The following is a 4,064-nucleotide window of genomic DNA, read 5'->3' as shown; positions in this document are numbered from 1 at the left end:
CCGGTGGCGCCTTGCCCGGTCCGGTCGCCCGGAGGCGCGCGCCGCAGGGCGAGGGCGGTGCAGCTTCACCGCAGATCGTCACGGGTCGATCGGGCTGGAACCCCCGGGCCGCGGGAGGAACAGGAGTCGACAGCGAGGGCCGCTGGTATGATTGCCCCGAGGCTGCACCCGACGATCGGTACCGGGCGCACGGTCCCGGATCACCGGCGCCGTCGCCCCAGCGGGGTCTGCGAGACGGTCCCGGTGGGTCGCCACTGCGGCCAAGGGCCACTGGCAGAGGGGCCGAATTCGGTCCGCATATCCCGCACGCAGACGCGCAGACACCGTGTGCGGACGAGTGCAGGGAGCCCGGGCGACGGGCGGCTCGGACCGACTTGGGCGCCGCGCATTCGCGGTGGCCGGCCTCGGGGCCTGAGACCTGCTGTTGCCGCGCGCCGGCGATATCAGGTGGCCGGCGTCGGCTCGGCTCCCGGCAGCGCGGGCAGGGGGGCGAGGCGGCGGATCACGACGTAGAAGAGCGGCACGAAGAGCACGCCGAGTACCGTCGCCGATAGCGTACCGCCCAAGACGGCCGAGCCGATGGCGTTGCGTCCTGCGGCGCCGGCACCGGTGGAGAGCACCAGCGGCGTGACGCCGAGCGAGAAGGCCATCGAGGTCATGACGATCGGCCGGAACCGCTGGCGCGCCGCCTCGCCGATGGCGGCGAAGAGCTCCCGGCCCTCCTCCTGCCGGGCACGGGCGAATTCCACGATCAGGATCGCGTTCTTGCCGGTGAGCCCGATGGTGGTCAGCAGGCCGACCTGGAAGAAGACGTCGTTGGCGAAGCCGCCGAGCCGCGCGCCGATCAGCGCGCCGAGCACGCCGAGCGGCATGGCGAACATCACCGCCGCGGGGATCACCCAGCTCTCGTAGAGGGCGGCGAGGCTGAGGAAGACCACCGCCAGCGACAGCGCGTAGAGCAGCGGCGCCTGGCCGCCGGTCTGGCGTTCCTCGAGCGAGAGCCCGGTCCAGGCGACGTCGAAGCCGGGCGGCAGCTGGGTCGCCAGCCGCTCGATCTCGGCCATGGCCTCGCCGGTGGTCACGCCCGGCACCGGCTGCCCCTGGAGCTGCATGGCGGGCACGCCGTTGTAGCGGTAGAGCCCCTGCGCGCCGAAGCGCCAGAGCCCGTCGGCGAAGTTCGAGAAGGGCACGAGCCCGCCGGTGGCATTGGTCACCCGCCAGCGCTCGATGTCGTCGGGGTTGCGCCGGGCCTCGGCCTCGCCCTGGACGAAGACCTTTTTGATGCGGCCGCGGTCGAGGAAGTCGTTGACGTAGCTGCCGGCCCAGGCGGTGGCGAGGAGTTCCGCCACGTCGTGGGCGGTGACCCCCATCGCGCCCGCCTTGCGCCAGTCGACGTCGAGGGCGAATTGCGCGGCGTCCTCGAGCCCGTTGGGACGCAGCGAGGCGATCAGCGGGCTCTGCGCCGCCATGCCGAGCATCTGGTTGCGCGCGGCGAGCAGTTCCTCGTGGGTCTGGTTGCCGCGGGCCTGGAGATAGAAGTCGAAGCCCGAGACGTTGCCGAGCTCGATCACCGACGGCGGCACGATGGGAAAGACGAAGGCATCGCGGATCTGGCCCAATGCCCCGAAGGCGCGGCCGGCGGTCGCCTGCACCGACTGGTCGGGGCGGGGGCGCTCGGACCAGTCCTTCATGCGCACGAAGCCGAGGCCCACGTTCTGGCCGGCGCCGGCGAAGCTGAACCCGACGACGGTGAAGATCGAATCCACCGCCTCGGGCTCGTTGGTCAGGAAATGGTGCTCGATCCGGTCCATCACCCGGAGCGTCCGCTCGGCGGTGGCGCCCGAGGGCGCCTGGACGAAGACGAACATGATGCCCTGGTCCTCGTCGGGAAGGAAGCCTGTGGGGGTCTGTACGAAGAACCAGCCCATGAGCCCGGCGAGCGCCAGGTAGATGGCGCCGATCCGGAAGGGCCGGCGCACGATCCAGTCGACGCTGTTGCCGTAGCGGCGCGTCAGCGCGGCGAAGAAGCGGTGGAAGGCCGCGAGCGGCCCCCGCGCCGGCCCGTGGGCGTCGCTGCGCCGCAGCATGGAGGCGCAGAGCGCGGGGGTCAGGGTCAGCGCCACCACCACCGAAAGCGCCATGGCCGAGACGATGGCGATGGAGAACTGCCGGTAGATCACCCCGGTGGAGCCGCCGAAGAAGGCCATGGGCACGAAGACCGCCGAGAGCACCAGCGCGATGCCGATCAGCGCGCCGGTGATCTGGTCCATGGACTTGCGCGTCGCCTCTCGGGCGTCGAGCCCTTCCTCGTCCATGATGCGCTCGACGTTCTCGACCACCACGATGGCGTCGTCCACGAGAAGGCCGATGGCCAGCACCATCGCGAGCATGGTGAGCGTGTTGATGGTGAAGCCCGCCGCGGCGAGCACGCCGAAGGTTCCGAGCAGCACCACGGGGACCGCGAGCGTCGGGATCAGCGTGGCGCGCAGGTTGCCGAGGAAGAGCAGCATGACGAGGAAGACGAGCCCGATCGCCTCGAAGAGCGTCTTGACCACCTCCTCGATGGAGATCGCGACGAAGGGCGTGGTATCGAAGGGGATGTTGTAGGTCAGCCCCTCGGGGAAGAAGGCGGACAATTCCTCCATGCGCGTCTTGACACGCTCGGCGGTATCGAGCGCGTTGGCGCCGGCGGCGAGGCGCAGGGCCATGCCCGAGGCCGGCTGGCCGCCGTAGCGAGAGATCGCGGTGTAATCCTCGGCGCCGACCTCGACGCGGGCCACGTCGTTCAGCAGCACCAGCCCGCCGTCGGTCTCGGCGCGCAGCACGATCTGCTCGAAATCCGCCGGGGTGCGCAGGAGCGACTGGGCGGTGATGGTGGCGTTGAGCTGCTGGCCCTCGACCGCGGGCAGCGAGCCGAACTGGCCGGCGGAGATCTGGGCGTTCTGCGCCGAGACCGCGCTCACCACGTCCGCGGGGGCGAGGTCGTAGGCCGCGAGCCGCGACGGATCGAGCCAGATGCGCATGGCATAGGGTGCGCCGAAGACCTCGACGCCGCCGACGCCCTCGACGCGGCTGATCTCGTCCACGAGGTTGGAGGCGAGATAATCGGAGAGGTCGACCTGTTCGAGCGAGCCGTCCTCGGAGATGATCCCGATCACCATCAGGAAGCCGGCGAAGCCCTTGTCGACGCGAACGCCCTGGCGCTGCACCGATTCGGGCAGCAGCGGCGTGGCCTGGGCGAGCTTGTTCTGCACCTGGACCTGGGCGATGTCGGCGTCGGTGCCGGTCTCGAAGGTCAGCGTGATCGAGCCCTGCCCCGAGGCGGTCGAGGAGGAGGACATGTAGCGCAGCCCGTCGATGCCGGTCAGCGCCTGTTCGAGCACCTGGGTCACCGTGGTCTCGACGGTTTCCGCCGAGGCGCCGGGATAGGTGGCCGTGACGGTGACCGAGGGCGGTGCGATCTGGGGGTATTGCGAGACCGGGAGGGTGAAGATCGACAGCAGGCCGATGCCCATGATCAGGATGGCGATGACCCAGGCGAAGACCGGGCGGTCGATGAAGAAGCGTGCCATCGGCCTTCTCCCTCCCGGTTCCGCTCAGCCGCCGTCGGCGGCGGGTGCGGCGCCGCTGGCATCTCCGCCTGCGGGCGCGGTGCCGCGTTCTTCCGGCGCCACGGTCGCGCCGGGGCCGGTCTTCTGCAGCCCCTCGACGATGATCCGGTCGCCGGCGCCGAGCCCGTCGCGCACGATCCAGCTCGAGTCGCGGGCGGCGATGACGTCGAGTTCGCGCGGTTCCACCGTGTTCTCGGCATTGACGACGAGCGCGACCGGGCGGCCGCGCTGGTCGAAGGAAACCCCCTCCTGCGGAGCGAGCACCACGTTCTCGGCGACGCCCTGGGGCAGTTCGACCTGCACGTACATGCCCGGGAGCAGGAGCTTCTCGGGGTTGGGAAACTCCATGCGCAGGGTCACCACGCCGGTCTCCTCGTTCACGTTGGTCTCGGCGACGGTCAGGAGCCCCTTCTGCTCGTAGCTGGTGCCATCGGCCAGGGTGAGCGACACCTC

The 4,064-nt window shown here is 70.5% G+C and carries 2 protein-coding genes; both read right to left on the bottom strand.

Going from position 1 to position 4,064, the window contains the following annotated elements; translation table 11 throughout:
* Positions 1-443: 443 nt before the first annotated feature.
* Entirely contained in the window at positions 444-3,572 is a 3,129-nt protein-coding gene (locus V7050_RS19055) for an efflux RND transporter permease subunit (RefSeq protein ID WP_324373831.1), read from the bottom strand.
* A gap of 24 nt (positions 3,573-3,596) precedes the next feature.
* The coding region (locus V7050_RS19050; RefSeq protein WP_324411040.1) for an HlyD family secretion protein at positions 3,597-4,064 on the bottom strand (468 nt) is incomplete at its 5' end.

It is taken from the genome of Amaricoccus sp. (assembly GCF_036846665.1).
Taxonomy (GTDB): domain Bacteria; phylum Pseudomonadota; class Alphaproteobacteria; order Rhodobacterales; family Rhodobacteraceae; genus Amaricoccus.
The sequence above is the reverse complement of the archived record's forward strand: the minus strand, read 5'-3'. Positions and strand labels throughout refer to the sequence as shown.

What these genes read in the sequence shown, in the direction of transcription:
- V7050_RS19055 (WP_324373831.1), bottom strand. Translation starts at nt 3,572, where the DNA reads ATGGCACGCTTCTTCATCGACCGCCCGGTCTTCGCCTGGGTCATCGCC.